Origin of the sequence: Streptomyces sp. NBC_01089 (genome assembly GCF_045162975.1) — a bacterium.
Taxonomy (GTDB): Bacteria; Actinomycetota; Actinomycetes; order Streptomycetales; family Streptomycetaceae; genus Streptomyces.
The window spans coordinates 3,728,778-3,747,361 of record NZ_CP108660.1 but is presented as its reverse complement, the minus strand read 5'-3'; the positions used below and the strand labels follow the sequence as shown (position 1 = coordinate 3,747,361).

Here is an 18,584-nt window from a genome sequence, read left to right as displayed (position 1 = left end):
AGATGGTTCGGCCATGGAACGGCGCCAAGGGCGCCACAAGGGCGCTGGGGGCCGGGCGGTAAGCCCGGCCTCATGAACACAACACGTAAAGCACGGGGGTTGAGATGGCGAACGTACTGAATCTGCCGAACGGGTCTGACGGACCTACCCAGTTCGGTGAGCCGCGCGGTTCAGGGGCGCGGAGGTGGCTGCGGGCCCGGTGGTATCGGCTGAGGTGCGGGGCCGACAGGGACGCGGGAATGTCCACGTCGGAGTACGCGATGGGCACGATCGCGGCATGCGCCTTTGCGGCGGTGCTCTACAAGGTGGTGACCAGCGGGCCTGTTGCGGCGGCGCTGCAGTCCGTGGTCGAGAAGGCGCTCCATGCGAAGTTCTGACGCGGAAGGGTGGCCGGCCGGTGGAGGCGAGGTCTCGGGCAGGCAGCTCGGATGGGGGGCGGCGGACCGGGGCTCGGTTTCGGCCGAGGCCGCGGTGGTGATTCCGGCGCTGGTGCTGTTCACGATGACGTTGGTCTGGGCCCTCACCGCGGCTGCCGCGCAGATCCAGTGCGTCGACGCGGCGCGGGCCGGCGCACGGGCGGCCGCCAGGTCCGAGCCAAGGGCTGCCGCGGTCGCCGCCGCCCGGTCGGCGGCCCCGCGGGGCGCCCGCGTCACGATGGACCGTGCGGGGGAGCTGTGGCGGGTCCGGGTGGAAGCGCCGACGCCGGGGCCCGGACCCCTCAGCCTGACGCTCAAGGCGGAAGCGGCCGCGCTCGACGAGGCCCAAGTGAGCGGTCCCGGCACCTCCGGCCCGCCCGGCACCTCGGGCGCCCCCGACGCCCCCGACGAGCCCGGAAGCCCCGGTGACGCCACCGGCTCCGTCAGGGCTGCCGGAAGCAGGGGCTCAGCCAACACCGGCGAGACGAAGGGCGGAACACGCGAGCTGTCGGAGAGGGCGGAGGCACGGACATGAGCATGAGGAGGTTCGGACGGCATCGGAACGACCGCGGCTCGGCGACGGTGTGGGTGGCCATGGCGATGGCCTCCCTCTGCGTGATCTTCGCGGCCCTGCTCGCGATGGGACAGGGCGTGGCGGCCCGTCACCGGGCTGGTGGGGCGGCCGACCTGGCGGCCTTGGCAGCCGCCGACCGCGCGCTGCAGGGGCAGAGCACCGCTTGTGCTGCGGCGGTGAGGGTGGCCGGAGCGCAGGGGGCCCGGGTGGTGCGGTGCGCGGTGAGGGACGGGATCGCCGATCTGACGGCAGAGGCGCGGTTCGGGCCTTATGCGCCGAGGGTCAGAGCCCGGGCCGGCCCCCCGGACGATCCCTCGTCGCGGACCGGTCACCCGCCTCAGCCGCCCACACTGTTCCCACCGCCTCCACTGCCTCCGCCTCCGCAGGATTCGCCCGATCGGGTGAATCAGGTGAACCGGGTGAATCAGTGGCAGGAGCTTCCCGGAGGAGTTCCGTGAGGAGGCGTACGGCGCCTCGTTTGTGCAGGGGGTCGTTGCCGTTGCCGCATTTCGGGGACTGGATGCAGGAGGGGCAGCCCGCTTCGCACTCGCAGGAGGCGATCGCTTCCCGGGTCGCGGTGAGCCATTCACGGGCCGTGTGGAAGGCCCGTTCGGCGAAGCCCGCCCCGCCGGGGTGGCCGTCGTACACGAAGACCGTCGGCAGCAGGGTGTCCGGGTGCAGGGGGATGGAGACGCCCCCGATGTCCCAGCGGTCGCAGGTGGCGAAGAGCGGCAGCATGCCGATGGAGGCGTGTTCTGCGGCGTGCAGGGCGCCCGCCAGCTGTTCCGGGTTGATCCGGGCGGCATCGAGCTGGTCCTCGGTGACCGTCCACCACACGGCCCGGGTGCGCAGGGTGCGAGGTGGCAGGTCGAGCTTGGTCTCACCGAGCACCTCCCCGGTGATGAGCCTGCGGCGCAGGAAGGAGACCACCTGGTTGGTGACCTCGACGGACCCGTAGCAGAGCCGCCCGGTGCCCCAGGGGATCTCGGTGTCGGTTTCCAGGACGGCGATGGCGGTGGTGTCCCGTGCGGTGGTCGAGTACGGCGGCCCGGCCTCCTCGACGAGGGCGGCGGAATCCTCCAGGTCCAGGTGCTTCACCACATAGGTGCGTCCCTGGTGGAGGTGGACGGCGCCGTCGTGGACGGTGGTGTGGGAGGAGGCTTCGTCGACGGTGCCGAGGAGCCGTCCGGTGCCGGCCTCGACGATCTGGACGGGACGGCCGCCCTCACCGCGGATGTCGGTGAGGTCCGCGGCCCGCTCCCGCCGGGTCCAATACCAGGACTTTCCCCGGCGGCGCAGCAGTTTCGCGGTCTCCAGCTGCGGCATCAGTCCGGCGGCCGCCGGGCCGAAGAGTTCCAGATCGGATGCTGTGAGCGGTAGTTCCGCCGCGGCCGCGCACAGATGGGGGGCGAGGACGTACGGGTTGTCCGGGTCCAGGACGGTGGACTCCACCGGCTGCTGGAAGAGAGCTTCTGGGTGGTGGACGAGGTAGGTGTCCAGCGGATCGTCACGGGCCACCAGGACGGCGAGAGCGCCGCCGCCCGAGCGGCCGGCCCGGCCCGCCTGCTGCCAGAGGGACGCCCGGGTGCCGGGATAGCCGGCGATGACGACGGCGTCCAGCCCCGAGACGTCGATGCCGAGTTCCAGGGCGGTGGTGGCGGCGAGGCCGAGCAGTTCGCCGGAGTGCAGGGCGGCTTCGATGGCGCGGCGTTCCTCGGGGAGATAGCCGCCCCGGTAGGCGGCGACCCTGGAGACCAGCGAGCGGTCGACCTGGGCGAGACGTTCCTGGGCGATGACGGAGATCAGCTCAGCGCCGCGCCGGGACCGTACGAAGGCGACCGAGCGGACACCCTGCACGGTCAGATCGGTGAGGAGGTCGGCTGTCTCGGCAGTGGCGGTACGGCGTACGGGAGCGCCCTGCTCGCCGTGGAGTTCGGTGAGCGGCGGCTCCCACAGGGCGAAGACCAGTTCTCCGCGGGGGGAGGCGTCGTCGGCCACCTCGTGCACGGGGAGCCCGGTGAGACGGCCCGCGGTCACGGCCGGCTGTGCCGCGGTGGCGGACGCCAGCAGGAAGACGGGGTCGGAGCCGTAGCGGGCGCAGAGGCGGCGCAGCCGGCGCACCACTTGCGCCACATGCGAGCCGAAGACCCCCCGGTAGGTGTGGCACTCGTCGATGACCACGTACCGCAGAGCGCGCAGGAAGGAGGCCCAGCGCGGGTGGGAGGGCAGGATCCCGCGGTGCAGCATGTCCGGATTGGTGAGGACGTAGTTGCCGAACTGACGTACCCATTCACGCTCTTCGACGGGCGTGTCACCGTCGTACACGGCCGGTCTGATGCCATGGCCCAGTGGTGCGGCCAGCTCCCGGAAGGAGCGTCGCTGGTCGGCGGCGAGTGCCTTGGTGGGGGCGAGGTAGAGGGCGGTGGCGCCCCGGCCGTTGGGCGCCTCCGAGCCGTCCAGGAGGGCCGAGAGGACCGGTGCGAGGTACGCGAGCGACTTGCCCGAAGCCGTACCCGTGGCGATGATCACAGATTCGCCGTCGAGCGCATGTTCGGCGGCTGTGGCCTGATGGGCCCATGGATGTTCGATGCCCAGTGCCTGAATGGACGCAATCACTTCGGGCCGGATGCGATCGGGCCAGACGGCATGGCGCCCCGCTCGCGGGGGCAGGTGCTCCGTATGAGTGATGCGCGAAGCCCGGTTCTGCCCTGCGGAGAGACGGTCGAGTATCTGCCGCGGACCGGGTCGTGCACCCGTGTCCCCGGTGGGTTGTCCGGAGCGTTGATTCTTGGCCATCGGTACCGAGTGTGTCACCGGCATGACGGACAATGGGCTGAAGGCGTCGTGCATGCCTGCTGGTAAGTGATTGAATGCCATCGCGGCTGGCGATCCGTTCCCTGGCTCCGCCGGGGAGACCACGTGGGGCGGCCGCTCGATAGCAAGGTGCTGGAGGATCCGTGGACCTGTCCCTGTCGACTCGCAATGTGTCCGGGCCTGGTGGCGACCGTACGGTCGTCGAGGTCGGTGGCGAGATTGATGTATATACCGCGCCCAAGCTGCGCGAGCAGTTGGTCGAGTTGGTGAACGACGGCAGTTACCACCTGGTCGTCGACATGGAGGGCGTGGACTTCCTCGACTCCACCGGACTCGGCGTGCTCGTAGGCGGCCTGAAGCGCGTGCGTGCCCATGAGGGCTCGCTGCGCCTGGTCTGCAACCAGGAGCGCATTCTCAAGATCTTCCGTATCACCGGTCTGACCAAGGTGTTCCCGATCCACACCACGGTCGATGAAGCCGTCGCGGCAACCGACTGACGGCTCCGGAGGAAGAACGCAGGGGTACCGGGCTCCCAGCCCGGTCCCCCCGAGAAGCACGCCCGTACGTCTGAGGGGGATCGCATGGCCACCGTTGAACTCCGTTTCAGCGCCCAGCCCGAACATGTGAGGACGGCTCGCCTGGTGGCGGCCGCCGTGGCACGCCGGGCCGGGGTCGATGAGGCCGTGCTGGACGAAGTGAGACTCGCGGTCGGCGAGGCGTGTTCCCGTGCGGTGGGTCTCCACCGCGGCAATGGCATCGCGGCGCCCGTCCGCGTCGTACTGATCGAGGAGGAGAAGTCTTTCTCCATCGAAGTCGGGGACGAGGTGCCGAGTACGGGTGGTGCGGCCTCCGCGGATTCCGGGGCGTCCGACGCTCCGGCCGCGGGGGGCGCCGACCTGTCCATGGACGGGGCAGCAGACGGTGAGGACGAAATGGGCCTCGCGGTCATCAGCGCTCTGGTCGACGATGTGGAGGTCACTTCCGGCGAGGACGGTGGAGTCATCCGCATGACGTGGCCGACAGCGTCGGCGACCGAGCTGCCCTGACTGCCCCGACCGTACTTCCATCCGCTTTACCGGCCCTGCTCAGCAGGGCCTTTTTGTTTTCCTTGATCCCTGAGTTGTATTGCGTGCCGCAACGCGCATCCCCTCGAATGCCTCTGCCCCATTACTTTCTCTTTGTGCTCCGTGGCAGGTTTATTCAGACAGGGATCAATTCCGTTTACCGCGCCCTGTTTTGATCAGGATCCGCTCCCTACAATCCGTCCACATCTTGAGCTCTGAGCATCAAGGAGGACGAATGGCGGGGCTCCTCAACCCACAGCAGTCCGAACACTCCACATCCCTCGCGGCCGCGGCCCTCACCGACGGCAACCGGATCATCGTGATCGTCATCGCCGTGGTGGCGCTGGCGGCCCTGCTCGTCGCCCAGCTGTTGGTACGTCAGGTGCTGGCCGCCGGCGAGGGCGCGGATTCCATGAAAGAGATCGCGGCAGCGGTGCAGGAAGGCGCGAATGCCTATCTGGGCAGGCAGTTGCGCACACTGGGCGTCTTTGCCGTCGTCGTGTTCTTCCTGCTCTTCCTGCTTCCGGCCGACGACTGGTCCCAGCGCGCGGGGCGTTCCGTCTTCTTCCTGGTGGGCGCGCTTTTCTCGGCGGTCACCGGATACATCGGCATGCGGCTCGCCGTAAGAGCGAATGTGCGCGTGGCGGCAGCGGCCAGGGAAGCGACTCCGGGGGCGGGTGAGCCGGAAAAGGATCTCACCGCTGTCTCGCACAAGGCAATGAAGATCGCTTTCCGTACGGGCGGCGTGGTCGGTATGTTCACCGTGGGCCTCGGCCTGCTCGGCGCCTCCTGCGTCGTGCTCGTCTACGCGGCCGACGCGCCCAAGGTGCTGGAGGGCTTCGGGCTCGGCGCCGCGCTGATCGCCATGTTCATGAGGGTCGGCGGCGGTATCTTCACCAAGGCCGCCGACGTCGGCGCCGACCTGGTCGGCAAGGTGGAGCAGGGCATTCCGGAGGACGACCCGCGCAACGCCGCGACCATCGCGGACAACGTGGGTGACAACGTCGGCGACTGCGCGGGCATGGCCGCCGACCTCTTCGAGTCCTACGCCGTCACGCTCGTCGCCGCTCTCATCCTCGGTAAGGCCGCCTTCGGGAATTCCGGACTCGCCTTCCCCCTGATCGTCCCGGCGATCGGCGTGGTCACCGCGATGATCGGCATCTTCGCGGTCGCCCCACGGCGCTCCGACCGCAGCGGAATGTCCGCGATCAACCGCGGATTCTTCATCTCCGCCGTGATCTCCCTGGTCCTGGTGGCCGTGGCGGTCTACACCTATCTGCCCGGTTCCTACGGCGACCTGCACGGCGTCACCGACGCGACCATCCGGGCACACAGCGGCGACCCGCGAACGCTCGCCCTGGTGGCGGTCGCCATCGGCATCGTCCTGGCCGCGCTCATCCAGCAGCTGACCGGCTACTTCACCGAGACCAGCCGCCGCCCGGTCAGGGACATCGGCAAGTCGTCACTCACCGGCGCCGCGACCGTGGTGCTCGCGGGTGTCGCCATCGGGCTGGAATCCGCCGTCTACACCGCGCTGCTCATCGGGCTCGGGGTGTACGGGGCGTTCCTGCTCGGCGGTACGTCGATCATGCTCGCCCTCTTCGCGGTGGCCCTGGCGGGAACGGGCCTGCTCACCACCGTCGGTGTCATCGTCGCGATGGACACCTTCGGCCCGGTCTCCGACAACGCGCAGGGCATCGCCGAGATGTCCGGCGACGTCGAAGGCGCGGGCGCCCAGGTGCTCACCGACCTGGACGCGGTCGGCAACACCACCAAGGCCATCACCAAGGGCATCGCCATCGCGACGGCGGTGCTCGCGGCCTCGGCGCTCTTCGGTTCCTACCGCGACGCGCTCGCCACCGCCGTCGACGACGTACACGCCAAGGCGGGCGAACTCGGCCTGAGCATGGACATCTCCCAGCCCAACAATCTGGTGGGCCTGATGTTCGGCGCCGCGGTCGTCTTCCTCTTCTCGGGGCTCGCCGTCAACGCGGTCTCACGCTCGGCCGGGTCCGTGGTCTACGAGGTCAGGCGGCAGTTCCGCGAGCACCCCGGGATCATGGACTACAGCGAGAAACCCGAGTACGGCCGGGTGGTCGACATCTGCACCAAGGACGCCCTGCGCGAGCTGACCACGCCGGGCCTGCTCGCGGTGATGGCGCCCATCGCGGTCGGTTTCACCCTCGGCGTCGGGGCGCTCGGTTCGTTCCTCGCGGGCGCGATCGGGGCCGGCACTCTGATGGCCGTCTTCCTGGCCAACTCCGGTGGCGCCTGGGACAACGCCAAGAAACTCGTCGAGGACGGCCACCACGGCGGCAAGGGCAGTGACGCCCATGCGGCGACCGTCATCGGTGACACGGTCGGCGACCCGTTCAAGGACACGGCAGGCCCGGCGATCAACCCGCTGCTCAAGGTGATGAACCTGGTGGCGCTGCTGATCGCGCCCGCGGTGGTGAGGTTCAGCTACGGCGACAACGCCAGTGCTCCGGTGCGGGCCGTGGTGGCGGCGGTCGCCATCGTGGTCATCGTCGGCGCGGTGTACGTGTCGAAGCGGCGGGGCGTCGCCGTGGGAGGAGCGGAGGAAGAAGCCGGTGAGGCGGCAGGCCCTGCGGTGGTCGCCCAGGACAGCCCCTAGCTGTATGGAGTGCGGGGCTTTACGGAGTGCGGGGCCGTATCGATCGCACGGCTGTACGGAACGCGGGCTGTATCGATCACGGGCGTCCGTCGGCTCAGCTCCCCCGCAGCTCCGGTAATGGCCCATCAGGCGAGGGGCGGTCAGGCCGTGCTGACGGCCTGTCCGCCCCTCGCTGTAGGCCGGTGCGCGGTTCTGCTCCCGTGAGCCTTGTCTCTCCCGCCCCGTTTTGGTGCAAATGGCTTTAATACGGTCAAAAACGGGCGTACGACACGCGAATGTCGCCCACTTGGCGTGTATGTTCCGGGGCCGAGAGCCTTGGAAGGGACCAATCCGGTGAACAAGAAGCTTGCTGCCGCACTGTCCGGCGGTGCGGTACTGGTACTGGCGTTGTCGGGCTGCGGTGACAGCAGCAGTGACAAGACGAACGACTGGGCCAAGTCGCTCTGCGGCGACATCGGGCCCCAGCTGACGAAGATCAACAAGGCCAACCAGCAGATCACCGCCGTGGCGGCGGACGGCAAGCCCGCGGACATCCAGAAGGCCGACTCGGCCGCGTTCCAGGATCTGTCCTCGGCCGACGCGGCCATCGCCGCCGGGCTCAAGAAGGCCGGACCGCCGCCCGGCGACGACGGCAAGAAGATCCAGCAGGACGCCATCACCGAGCTGAACACCAACTCGAAGGCGTACGCCGACCTGAAGAAGCAGGTCGACGCGTTGAACGTCAAGGACCAGCAGAAGTTCTCCGACGGCCTCAAGAGCATCGGCGAGAACATGAAGAAGATCGACGAGACCGCCTACAAGAAGCTCTTCTCCGGCGACACGGGCAAGGCGCTGCTCAACCAGGACGCGTGCAAGGTCGCGACGTCCTCGCCGTCCCCCACCGTGGCGCCCTCCAAGGCGTAGCGCGCAGCGGTGTCCGGCCGACCGGCCGGCGACCGCCCACGACCGGCACCCCGACCGACAGCGGCCGGGGTGCCGGTCGTCGGCGGTTCTTCCGCCGTCCGCCGCGCTCGGTGCGGGCGTTGTCAGTGGGAGCAGCCACAATGGACCGGTGAGTACGACCAGTCTTCCCGCGCCCGACCACTCGCCCCTGATCCGTGAGGCGCTGCTCGCCGCCGCGTTCACCGCGGACGGCCTGCTCGACCTGCTCGGCGCCCCCGCGTACGCCGCGCTGGCCCGCAGCGAGACGGTGCCCGCGCTGCGCGCCACGCGTGGCCGGACACCGCTGGAGACGCTGGTGCGGCTCTTCCTGCTCCAGCAGACCGTCCCCGCCGAGCAGGCCGCGGCCGCACTGCCGTTGGAGGAGTGCGTCACGGACGGCTGGGTGGTGCGTGCGGACGGCGGCGTACGGGCGACGGTGGACGTCAGGCCGTACGGAGGCCCGGAGGGGCAGGACTGGTTCATCGTCTCGGATCCGGGGTGCGGGGTCGGTGGCGCCGGTGGCATCGGCAGCCATGACGAAGGCGTGGTGCTGGGGGTCGGCGGGGCGTCCACCACGCTCGCCGGGATCACCGTTCGTACGCCTGTCGGGCGGGCTCTCGACCTCGGTACCGGATCCGGCATCCAGGCGCTGCACGCCGCGCAGCACGCCACTGGTGTGACGGCCACCGACCTCAACCCGCGGGCGCTCGCCTTCACCCGTCTCACCCTCGCGCTGTCCGGGGCCCCCGCGGCGGACCTCCGCGACGGTTCGCTCTTCGAGCCGGTGGCGGGCGAGGCGTACGACCTGATCGTGTCCAACCCGCCGTTCGTCATCTCGCCCGGAGCCCGGCTCACCTACCGGGACGGCGGGATGGGCGGGGACGACCTCTGCCGCTCGCTCGTGTCGGAGGCCGGCGCCCATCTGAACACGGGGGGATACGCCCAGTTCCTGGCCAACTGGCAGCATGTGGAAGGCGAGGAGTGGCAGGACCGGCTGCGCTCCTGGGTGCCGCGCGGCTGCGACGCGTGGATCGTGCAGCGCGAGGTGCAGGACATCACGCAGTACGCGGAGCTGTGGCTGCGCGACAGCGGCGACCACCGCGCGGACCCCGACGCCTACGCCGAGCGGTACGAGGCGTGGCTCGACGAGTTCGACGCCCGGCGGACCAAGGCGGTCGGCTTCGGCTGGATCACGCTGCACAAGTCGGGGTCCGACCGGCCGTCGATCGTGGTGGAGGAGTGGCCGCACCCGGTCGAGCAGCCGCTCGGCGAGACCGTACGGGCGCACTTCGAGCGCCGGGACTATCTGCGCGACCACGACGACGCGGCCCTGCTCGCCGGGTACTTCAGGCTCGCGCCCGAGGTGGTGCAGGAGCAGGTCGGCATGCCGGGCGCCGAGGACCCCGAGCATGTGATCCTCCGGCAGAACCGCGGTATGCGCAGGGCCACCAAGGTCGACACGGTGGGCGCGGGCTTCGCCGGCGTGTGTGACGGGACGCTCTCCGCCGGGCAGATCCTGGACGCCATCGCCCAGTTGCTCGGTGAGGACCCGGTGGTGCTCAGGGACCGCACCCCGCAGTCCATCAGGCTGCTGGTCGAGGAGGGCTTCCTCGACCCGGTGGGCCCGCCGCCCGCGGCTGTCTGACAGCCGGTCTGCCCGCAGCCGTCTGACAGCCGGTCCGCCCGCGTCTGTCTGAGTGGCCGGTCCGCCCGCGTCCGTCCGCAAACCGCCGGTCCGCCCGCGGCCGGCCGTCTGACTGGCCGGTCCGCCCGTCCCCGCCGTTCACCCCCCGTTCGCGCCGGTGTCGTCCCGGGGTGCCAGCCTCGCCGTCCTGGTACTCGGGGACGGGATGGTACGGACATGGAGAGCGCGCCTGCGGTCTTCGCCGGAACGACATTCGCACTGTTCGGGGGTGCGCTGCTGCTGTGGACCGGGGCGCGCACGCTCCGTCGTGCGCCGGTGGCGGAGGGGGTGGACCCCACGCGCGCCCGCGTTCTGGCGGTGGCGTTCGGCGTGGTGTCGCTCGCCCTGGGGGTGTGGTGCTTCACCCGCCTCTGACGATCACCCGCCGTGCCGCCGCAGGGGCTCCGCGGCGGAGACCCGGAGGGGGCTGAGCGAGGCCCCGGCGAGGGCAGTGGGCCGATCCGGGCGGCAGAAATGCCGGTAGTCGGGTTACCGTTCCAGTGGCCGTTGCGGGCTTTTGCCGTTTGACACGGGGACGGGATGTACCGTCACACTCCGCAGCGAGCATGACCACCGAGTGCCGACCGGAGAGAAGAGCCACGTTGTCCCCGACCAGCGAGACCGCACACGGCGGCCGCCGACTCGTCATTGTCGAGTCGCCCGCCAAGGCGAAGACGATCAAGGGCTATCTCGGCCCGGGTTATGTCGTCGAGGCGAGCGTCGGGCACATCCGCGACCTCCCGAACGGTGCCGCCGAGGTGCCGGACAAGTACACCGGCGAGGTGCGCCGCCTCGGCGTGGACGTCGACAATGACTTCCAGCCCATCTATGTCGTCAACGCCGACAAGAAGGCGCAGGTCAGGAAGCTCAAGGACCTCCTCGCGGAGTCCGACGAACTCTTCCTCGCCACCGATGAGGACCGCGAGGGCGAAGCCATCGCGTGGCACCTCCAGGAGGTCCTGAAGCCCAAGGTCCCGGTCCACCGGATGGTCTTCCACGAGATCACCAAGGAAGCGATCAGGGCCGCCGTCGCCAACCCGCGCGAGCTCAACAAGCGCATGGTCGACGCGCAGGAAACCCGCCGGATCCTCGACCGTCTCTACGGCTACGAGGTCTCCCCGGTCCTGTGGAAGAAGGTCATGCCGCGCCTCTCGGCCGGCCGTGTGCAGTCCGTCGCGACCCGCCTGGTCGTCGAACGGGAACGCGAACGCATCGCCTTCCGTTCTGCTGAGTACTGGGACCTCACCGGCACGTTCTCCACCGGCCGCCAGGGCGACGCCTCCGACCCGTCGACCCTCGTGGCCCGGCTGAACTCGGTGGACGGCCGCCGGGTCGCCCAGGGCCGTGACTTCAACTCCACGGGACAGCTCAAGAGCGACGTCCTGCACCTCGACGAGACCAATGCCCGCGCGCTCGCCGCCGCGCTGGCCGACTCGGCCTTCGCCGTGCGCTCGGTCGAGTCCAAGCCGTACCGCCGCTCGCCGTACGCCCCGTTCCGTACGACGACCCTCCAGCAGGAGGCCAGCCGCAAGCTGGGATTCGGTGCGAAGTCGACCATGCAGGTGGCCCAGAAGCTGTACGAGAACGGCTTCATCACCTATATGCGTACGGACTCCACGACCCTCTCGGACACCGCGGTCGGCGCGGCCCGTGCCCAGGTCACGCAGTTGTACGGCGGCGACTATCTGCCGGACAAGCCGCGCACGTACGCCGGCAAGGTCAAGAACGCCCAGGAGGCGCACGAGGCGATCCGTCCCTCGGGCGACCGGTTCCGTACGCCTGCCGAGACCGGTCTCTCCGGCGACCAGTTCCGGCTGTACGAGCTGATCTGGAAGCGGACCGTCGCCTCCCAGATGAAGGACGCGGTCGGTAACTCCGTCACCGTCAAGATCGCGGGCACCTCGTCCGACGGCCGGGTCGCCGAGTTCTCGGCCTCCGGCAAGACGATCACCTTCCACGGCTTCATGAAGGCGTACGTCGAAGGCGCCGACGACCCGAACGCCGAGCTGGACGACCGCGAGCGCAGGCTGCCGCAGGTCGCCGAGGGCGACGCGCTCTCCGCCCAGGAGATGACCGTCGACGGCCACTCCACCAAGCCGCCGGCCCGCTACACCGAGGCATCGCTGGTCAAGGAGCTGGAAGAGCGGGAGATCGGGCGTCCTTCGACGTATGCGTCGATCATCGGCACCATCCTCGACCGCGGCTATGTCTTCAAGAAGGGCACCGCGCTGGTCCCCTCCTTCCTCTCCTTCGCCGTGGTCAACCTGCTGGAGAAGCACTTCGGGCGGCTCGTCGACTACGACTTCACCGCACGGATGGAGGACGACCTCGACGGCATCGCGCGCGGCGAGGCCAAGTCCGTGCCGTGGCTGAAGCGGTTCTACTTCGGCGAGGGCGACGCGGGCACCGGCACGGCGTCCGCCGCCGGGAACGGCGACGGCGACCACCTCGGCGGGCTCAAGGAGCTCGTCACCGACCTGGGCGCCATCGACGCCAGGGAGATCTCGTCCTTCCCGGTGGGCGAGGGCATCGTGCTGCGGGTCGGCCGGTACGGCCCGTACATCGAGCGCGGCGAGAAGGACTCCGAGAACCACCAGCGCGCCGACGTCCCCGACGACATGGCGCCCGACGAGCTGACCGTCGAGTTCGCCGAGGAGCTGCTCGCCAAGCCGAGCGGCGACTTCGAGCTGGGCACCGATCCCGAGTCGGGTCACGAGATCGTGGCGAAGGACGGCCGGTACGGCCCGTACGTCACGGAGGTCCTGCCCGAGGGCACCCCGAAGACCGGCAAGAACGCGGTGAAGCCGCGGACCGCCTCGCTCTTCAAGTCGATGTCGCTCGACACGGTCACGCTGGCCGAAGCGCTCAAGCTGATGTCGCTGCCCCGGGTGGTCGGCACGGACGCCGAGGGCGTCGAGATCACCGCACAGAACGGCCGGTACGGCCCGTACCTCAAGAAGGGCACCGACTCGCGCTCCCTGGAGACCGAGGACCAGCTCTTCAACATCACGCTCGACGAGGCGCTGGCGATCTACGCCCAGCCGAAGCAGCGTGGGCGTGCCGCGGCCAAGCCGCCGCTCAAGGAGCTGGGCACCGACCCGGTCAGCGAGCGTCCCGTCGTCGTGAAGGACGGCCGGTTCGGCGCGTACGTCACGGACGGCGAGACGAACGCGACGCTGCGGACCGACGACAGCGTCGAGGACATCACCCCCGAGCGCGGTTACGAACTGCTCGCCGAGAAGCGCGCCAAGGGCCCGGCGAAGAAGAAGACCGCCAAGAAGGCCCCGGCCAAGAAGACGGCGGCGAAGAAGACGGCGGCCAAGAAGGCCACCACGGCCACCAAGAAGACCGCGGCGAAGAAGACCACCACGGCGGCGAAGAAGGCTCCGGCCAAGAAGGCCCCCGCCAAGAAGGCCGCACAGAAGACGAGCGCCACGGCCTCGTCCGACGAGTAGGACGCGGCACCGGGGTCCCGCGGCGCCCGTGAGGCGGGTGCCGCGGTGAACCGGCGCACTGCGCACCGGAGTCCGCGCACACGGCGGTCCTGGCGTGCGGGAACACGATGGATCGAACGGCCGGTACGGCGCGTGCGGAATGGGCGCGGTGTACCGGCCGTCCAAATGTTCGGGGGGCCCGGCATGGATGTGGGCCTTCCGGATAGGCTGGCCGGATGACGCGAGCCGAGCAGCCAACGGTCGTGAGCCCCACCTCCGACGAACTAGCCGCAGACTCACGCGAGCGTGCCGTACGGGCCCTGTTGCGCATCCCTCCGCTCCGGCGGTTGTGGAGCGCCCAGCTCGTCGGCAATATCGGCGACACCCTCGCCCTCCTCGTGCTGCTGCTTCTTTCGTTGCAGGCGGCGGTCTCGCAAGAATCCTTCGGGGGCGGGTACCGCGGTGCCGCCTTCGCCGTAGCCGCCGTATTCGGCGCGCGGGCCCTTGCCACCCTGCTCTTCGGTGCCGTACTGCTCGGCCCGGTGGCCGCGCTGACCGCGCCGAACGGGCCGCTCGACCGCCGCTGGACCATGATCGGCGCGGACGGCCTGCGGGTCGCCCTGCTGATCATCGCCCCGCTGTGGATCAACTGGACGCCGGCCGACGCGCCTGCCGCCCTGCTGGCCACGGTCTTCGTCACGGGCGTCGCCGAACGCTTCTGGACGGTGGCCAAGGAGAGCACCGCACCCGCGCTGCTGCCGAAGCCGCCGCCGGAGAGCGTCGCGGTGCGAGGTCTGCCCGACCACATCGAAGCGCTGCGCAAGCTCTCGCTGCGTACGGCCTTCCTCGCCATTCCGGCGGCCGCCGCCGCACTGCTGGTCGCCACACTGATCAGCAAGCTGCTGGGATCGGGCATCGACTGGTTCTCACAGCACCAGGCCGCGCTCGGCTCCTACGCCGCGGCCGGTCTCTTCGCCGCGTCCGTCTCGACGCTGTACTTCCTGGAGCTGCCGGACGGCCAGACGCCGCGCGCCCGCTCCCCGCTGGAGGGGCTGCGCCGCCCTGCCGGTGCCAACGGTCCCGACAAGGGCCGCACCGGGAGCGTCCCGCTGCTGGTGCTGGTCGCCGCGGCCGTCGCAGGAGCCATCGCGTCCGCCGCCGCCGTCTCCGTACTGGACGCCATCGACCTCGACGGCGGCCCGGTCGCCTTCGCGCTGCTCGTCCTCGTCCTGACCGCGGGCACGGCCGCCGGTATCCGCACCGCCCCCAAGACCCTCCCGGGTCTCTCCCGCCGCAGGCTGCTCGCGCTGGCGATCACCCTGACCGGTGTGGCGCTGCTGGTGATGGGCCTGGTCCCGGACACCGCGACCGTCGTGCTGATCGCCGCGGTCGCCGGCTGGTCGGCCGGTGTATCGGCGCACACCGCGCACACCCTGATCGACCAGGAGACCGAGGACAGCAGGCGGGCCAGGACCACCGGGCACCTCCAGGCGGTCGTACGGGTCGCCATCGCGCTGGGCGCGATCGTGGCCCCGCTGGTCGCCGCCCTGATCGGTCCGCACCACCTCGGCAACGGCAGCTTCGTCTTCGCCCACGGCGGCGCCGCCTTCACCCTGATGCTGGTCGGCGCGCTGCTGCTGCCGGTGGCCGCGCTCGTCCTGGTCAAGGCGGACGACCGTACGGGCGTACCGCTGCGGCACGATCTGCGGGACGCGCTGCGCGGCGGCGCCGACCCGGTCCAGGCCCCCGCGGCGACCGGTTTCTTCCTGGCGCTCGAAGGCGGCGACGGGGCGGGCAAGTCCACCCAGGTCGAGGCGCTGGCGGAGTGGATCCGCGCCAAGGGCCACGAGGTCGTCGTCACCCGCGAGCCGGGCGCGACACCGGTCGGCAAGCGGCTGCGTTCGATCCTGCTCGACGTGGCGTCGGCAGGTCTGTCCAACCGCGCGGAGGCGCTGCTGTACGCGGCGGACCGCGCCGAGCACATCGACTCGGTCGTCCTGCCCGCCCTGGAGCGCGGCGCGATCGTCATCTCCGACCGCTACATCGACTCGTCGGTGGCCTACCAGGGCGCGGGCCGTGAACTGGCGCCGACCGAGATCAGCCGTATCAACCGCTGGGCGACCGGCGGTCTCGTACCGCATCTGACGGTGCTGCTCGACGTCTCGCCGGAGGCCGCGCGCGAGCGCTTCACGGAGGCGCCCGACCGGCTGGAGTCCGAGCCCGCCGAATTCCACCAGCGGGTGCGGAGCGGGTTCCTGACGCTCGCCGCCGCCGACCCCGGCCGCTATCTGGTGGTGGACGGGGCACAGGAACCGGACGCGATCACCACGGTCGTACGCCACCGCCTCGACCAGCTGCTCCCGCTCTCCGAAGCCGAGATCAAGGCTCAGGAGGAGGCGCGGAAGGCCGCCGAGGAGGAGGCCCGCAGGAAGGCCGAGGAGGAAGCGGCCCGCAAGGCGGAGGAGGAGCGGCTGGAGCGCGAGCGCCAGGCGCAGCTCGCGAAGCTCCGGGCCGAGGAGGAGGAGCGCAAGCGCCGCGAACTCGAAGAGGCGCGGCGGCGCGAGGAGGAGCGCCAGGCCGAGGAGGCGCGCCGCCAGGCCGAGGAGGCCAGGCGCCTCGCCGAGGAGGAGCGGCTCCGCCGTGAGGCCGAGGCGCAGGCGCGCGAGCAGGAGCAGGAGCGGCTCCGCAGGCAGAAGGAAGAGCAGGAGCGGCTCCGCGCTGAGGCCGATGAGCGCCGCAAGGAGAAGCAGCGCAAGGCCGAGCAGGCGCTGCTGCGGGCCGAGGAGGCGCGCCGGCAGGCCGAGGCGGAGGCCGCCGAGGCGGCGAAGACGGCTACGGCTTCGGGGAGCACCGGGGTTGCTGATCATGGGGCCGGCGGGAACGGGGCCGGTGGTAACGGGGCTGCTGACAACGAAACGACCGTCGAGACGCCTGTGATGGGTGCCAACGAGGTGACCCAGCCGGTGGCGGTGCGGCCCACCCCGTCGTCGTCCGACTCGGACGAGACGACGGTCATCCCGAAGTTCGCGGAGGGCCCGGGGGAGTCCGGGACGTCCGGCGGATCCGGTGGTGCGGCCGCCTCGTCGGGTGCTTCGGGCGCTCACCCCTCGCAGGGTGCGCAGGCGGAGGGCGCCGCGCGGTCCGGGCGGTCGGCGGGTCCTTCGTGGGCCGCGAGGCTGTCCGACCCGGCGGACGCACCCGATCCGGGGCCGGCGCCGGGCGCGGGATCCCCCGCGGACTCGGAGGAGACGGCGGTTCTGCCGCAGGCGCAGCTGCCGGGGGCCACCCCCGCGGACCGGGTGCCCCCCGGGTACTTCAGGGACGAGCACTCGGGGCAGCCGCACCAGTCGCCGCCGGAGAACGCGAACGAGCGGACCCGCGAGCTGCCGCAGATCGACCCGGACCGCCCGCGCCGCCGCTCGGACTGGGCGGAGGAGACCCCGCTGGACGACCTGCCCTCGCTGGCGGACGAACTGCTGGGCTCGGACCGCGAGGACGAGGACCAGGACAACAGGGGCAGAGGCCGGGGCAAGGGCCGGCGCTGACCCACGCGTAACCACCTGCGGGCCCGGAGGACTTCACTGTCCTCCGGGCCCGCGGCGCTGTGCGCCCGCCCCGGAACACACAGGCTGTGGACAGAGAGGCTGCGGGAGAGGCAGGGCAGGGGGCTGGACCGGAGTGGACCGGACTGGACCGTACTGTCAGACCCCTGCGCCACAATGGAGACCGCACAGCGCCACCGTGCGGAACGGGCGCACGCACAAAAGATCAACAAGAAGAGATCGGCAAGAAGCGATCGGCAAGAAGAGAGGGGGGCGACCGCATGCCCGTATGGGACGACCTGGTCGGCCAGGACCGCGTCCAGACGCAGCTCGCCGCCGCCGCCCGTGACGCCGACGCGCTCGTCACCGCCACCAGCGAGCACAGCTCCACCGACGGCATGTCGAAGTCGACCATGACGCATGCCTGGCTGTTCACGGGCCCGCCGGGTTCCGGCCGGTCCACCGCGGCCCGCGCCTTCGCGGCGGCCCTCCAGTGCGTCAGCCCGGACCGCGCGCTCGGCGGAGTCCCCGGCTGCGGCTTCTGCGAGGGCTGCCACACCGCCCTCGTCGGTACGCACGCGGATGTCGAGGTCGTCCGTACGGACCAGCTCTCCATCGGCGTGAAGGAGACACGAGAGCTGGTCCGCCGCGCCCAGCTCTCACCGGCCGTCGGCCGCTGGCAGGTCATCGTCATGGAGGACGCGGACCGCCTCACCGAGGGAGCGGGGAATGTGCTGCTCAAGGCCGTCGAGGAGCCCGCTCCCCGTACGGTGTGGCTGCTCTGCGCGCCGTCCCTGGAGGACGTGCTGCCGACCATCCGCTCCCGCTGCCGCAATCTGACTCTCCGCACACCGCCCGTGGAGGCGGTGGCCGACCTCCTGGTCGCACGGGACGGCGTCGAGCCCCAGGCGGCCATGGACGCGGCGCGGGCGACCCAGGGCCATATCGGCAGGGCGCGCCGCCTCGCCACCGACGAGCGCGCCCGGGCCAGACGCGCCGCCGTGCTCCGGATGCCGCTGCGCGTCGCGGAGATCGGGGGCTGTCTGAAATCGGCACAGGAGCTGATCGACGCCGCGACCGAGGACGCCAAGGAGGTCGCCGAGGGGGCCGACACCAAGGAGACCGAAGACCTGAAGGCGGCGCTCGGCGCTTCGGCCGGGGGGCGGATGCCCCGTGGCACGGCGGGCGCGATGAAGGAGCTGGCCGACCGGCAGAAGCGCCGCTCGACCCGTACGCAGCGCGACACGCTCGACCTCGCGCTCACCGACCTGACCGGCTTCTACCGGGACGTGCTGGCACTCCAGCTGCGCTCCAAGGTGGCCGTCGCCAATGAGGACGTCAGGGATGCGCTGGACCGGATCGCGCTGAGTTCGAGCCCGGAGAGCACCCTGCGCCGGATAGAAGCGATCACGGCCTGCCGCCAGGCGCTCGACCGGAACGTGGCACCGCTGCTGGCGGTCGAGGCGATGACGATGTCGCTGCGCGCGGGTTGACGGCTCA

Annotated in this window: 12 protein-coding genes and 1 pseudogene; 12 read left to right on the top strand and 1 reads right to left on the bottom strand. The window is 70.8% G+C overall.

All coding sequences use genetic code 11. The features are described from left to right. Positions 1 to 104: 104 nt before the first annotated feature. The 3 genes and pseudogenes from OG510_RS16560 to OG510_RS16550 all read left to right on the top strand — a co-directional run. Positions 105 to 377 (top strand): DUF4244 domain-containing protein, encoded by a 273-nt coding sequence (locus tag OG510_RS16560; RefSeq protein ID WP_406137678.1) that lies wholly within the window; start codon positions 105 to 107, stop codon positions 375 to 377. After that, entirely contained in the window at positions 364 to 951 is a 588-nt protein-coding gene (locus OG510_RS16555) for a TadE family type IV pilus minor pilin (protein WP_406137676.1), read from the top strand. The genes OG510_RS16560 and OG510_RS16555 overlap by 14 nt, the downstream gene beginning before the upstream one ends. Then, a pseudogene (locus OG510_RS16550) lies at positions 948 to 1,232 on the top strand (Rv3654c family TadE-like protein); the annotation flags it as partial. The gene OG510_RS16555 and the pseudogene OG510_RS16550, both read left to right, overlap by 4 nt. A gap of 40 nt (positions 1,233 to 1,272) precedes the next feature. Here the strand turns inward: OG510_RS16550 and OG510_RS16545 are convergent. Further along, entirely contained in the window at positions 1,273 to 3,867 is a 2,595-nt protein-coding gene (locus tag OG510_RS16545; RefSeq protein ID WP_406137675.1) for a DEAD/DEAH box helicase, read from the bottom strand. Positions 3,868 to 3,947: 80 nt separating this feature from the next. Between OG510_RS16545 and OG510_RS16540 the strand changes: the two genes are divergently transcribed. From OG510_RS16540 to OG510_RS16500, 9 genes are all read left to right on the top strand, one after another. Then, positions 3,948 to 4,301: an STAS domain-containing protein gene (locus tag OG510_RS16540; protein ID WP_003967428.1), complete on the top strand. Its 354-nt coding sequence runs from the start codon at positions 3,948 to 3,950 to the stop codon at positions 4,299 to 4,301. A gap of 84 nt (positions 4,302 to 4,385) precedes the next feature. Continuing rightward, a complete protein-coding gene (locus OG510_RS16535; protein WP_406137673.1) occupies positions 4,386 to 4,850 on the top strand; it encodes an ATP-binding protein in 465 nt (154 codons plus the stop codon). A 253-nt stretch (positions 4,851 to 5,103) separates the two neighbouring features. Further along, complete coding sequence (locus OG510_RS16530) at positions 5,104 to 7,503, top strand: sodium-translocating pyrophosphatase (protein ID WP_406137672.1); 2,400 nt, start codon at positions 5,104 to 5,106, stop codon at positions 7,501 to 7,503. Between the two features lie 333 nt (positions 7,504 to 7,836). Then, complete coding sequence (locus OG510_RS16525; RefSeq protein ID WP_406137670.1) at positions 7,837 to 8,406, top strand: small secreted protein; 570 nt, start codon at positions 7,837 to 7,839, stop codon at positions 8,404 to 8,406. A gap of 148 nt (positions 8,407 to 8,554) precedes the next feature. Further along, on the top strand, positions 8,555 to 10,069 hold the full coding sequence (locus tag OG510_RS16520; RefSeq protein ID WP_406137668.1) for a methyltransferase: 1,515 nt from the start codon (positions 8,555 to 8,557) through the stop codon (positions 10,067 to 10,069). Between the two features lie 216 nt (positions 10,070 to 10,285). Beyond that, the gene (locus OG510_RS16515) at positions 10,286 to 10,483 is read left to right on the top strand and encodes a hypothetical protein (RefSeq protein WP_406137666.1); all 198 of its coding nucleotides are present in this window, start codon (positions 10,286 to 10,288) and stop codon (positions 10,481 to 10,483) included. A 227-nt stretch (positions 10,484 to 10,710) separates the two neighbouring features. Continuing rightward, positions 10,711 to 13,563, top strand: a complete 2,853-nt coding sequence (gene topA / locus OG510_RS16510; RefSeq protein ID WP_406137665.1) for a type I DNA topoisomerase — start codon at positions 10,711 to 10,713, stop codon at positions 13,561 to 13,563. Positions 13,564 to 13,778: 215 nt separating this feature from the next. After that, positions 13,779 to 17,087 (top strand): dTMP kinase, encoded by a 3,309-nt coding sequence (gene tmk / locus OG510_RS16505; RefSeq protein WP_406137663.1) that lies wholly within the window; start codon positions 13,779 to 13,781, stop codon positions 17,085 to 17,087. Positions 17,088 to 17,365: 278 nt separating this feature from the next. Further along, positions 17,366 to 18,577 (top strand): DNA polymerase III subunit delta', encoded by a 1,212-nt coding sequence (locus tag OG510_RS16500; RefSeq protein WP_406137662.1) that lies wholly within the window; start codon positions 17,366 to 17,368, stop codon positions 18,575 to 18,577. Positions 18,578 to 18,584 lie beyond the last annotated feature (7 nt).

Coding starts and splice junctions, on each gene's coding strand:
- OG510_RS16560 (WP_406137678.1), top strand. CDS start 105: ATGGCGAACGTACTGAATCTGCCGAACGGGTCTGACGGACCTACCCAG.
- OG510_RS16555 (WP_406137676.1), top strand. CDS start 364: ATGCGAAGTTCTGACGCGGAAGGGTGGCCGGCCGGTGGAGGCGAGGTC.
- OG510_RS16545 (WP_406137675.1), bottom strand. CDS start 3,867: ATGGCATTCAATCACTTACCAGCAGGCATGCACGACGCCTTCAGCCCA.
- OG510_RS16535 (WP_406137673.1), top strand. CDS start 4,386: ATGGCCACCGTTGAACTCCGTTTCAGCGCCCAGCCCGAACATGTGAGG.
- OG510_RS16530 (WP_406137672.1), top strand. CDS start 5,104: ATGGCGGGGCTCCTCAACCCACAGCAGTCCGAACACTCCACATCCCTC.
- OG510_RS16515 (WP_406137666.1), top strand. CDS start 10,286: ATGGAGAGCGCGCCTGCGGTCTTCGCCGGAACGACATTCGCACTGTTC.
- tmk (WP_406137663.1), top strand. CDS start 13,779: ATGACGCGAGCCGAGCAGCCAACGGTCGTGAGCCCCACCTCCGACGAA.
- OG510_RS16500 (WP_406137662.1), top strand. CDS start 17,366: ATGCCCGTATGGGACGACCTGGTCGGCCAGGACCGCGTCCAGACGCAG.